Source organism: Mesorhizobium sp. M1E.F.Ca.ET.063.01.1.1 (assembly GCF_003998155.1).
Classification (GTDB): Bacteria; Pseudomonadota; Alphaproteobacteria; order Rhizobiales; family Rhizobiaceae; genus Mesorhizobium.
Map to the genome: position 1 here is coordinate 1 of NZ_RZSC01001738.1, position 399 is coordinate 399.

A 399-nucleotide genomic window follows, 5' to 3' on the forward strand; every position below is an offset into this window, starting at 1 on the left:
TCCGGGCATGTCGTACCAATGGACATGGTATCGCCGCGCCAGGGCCGGAATGATCCGGTGCCATGAGAATGAGGACCACGGCCAGCCATGGGCAAGCACGAGCGATGGCCCGTTGCCAGCCCGACCCGCCGCCACCGCGCCCGCAGACGTTTGCGCGGTTTCATCCAGTTTCCACGACATCGAGATTCTCCAAGCACTCCGGACACCGCGGCGAGGTCTGGCCGGTGGATCTGGTGGTGCGGGGTTCTGTGGCCGGGGCGCCGGGGTAGAAGGCCCAGAGCAATAGAGTTGAACCTACCGCGGACGGCCGCAACTAGTCGTCCGATCGCCGTTGCGCCAACTTAATCTGATAGACGCTTCTCGGATGCCTCCTCCGTCGCCATATGTTGAGAGTATAAA

At 62.7% G+C, this 399-nt stretch carries 1 protein-coding gene; it reads right to left on the minus strand.

Translation table 11 applies throughout. From position 1 onward, the window contains the following. Positions 1-180 (minus strand): alpha/beta fold hydrolase (locus EOA29_RS42590; RefSeq protein ID WP_348628957.1); only part of this gene is annotated, 180 nt, incomplete at its 3' end. Between the last annotated feature and the right edge of the window lie 219 nt (positions 181-399).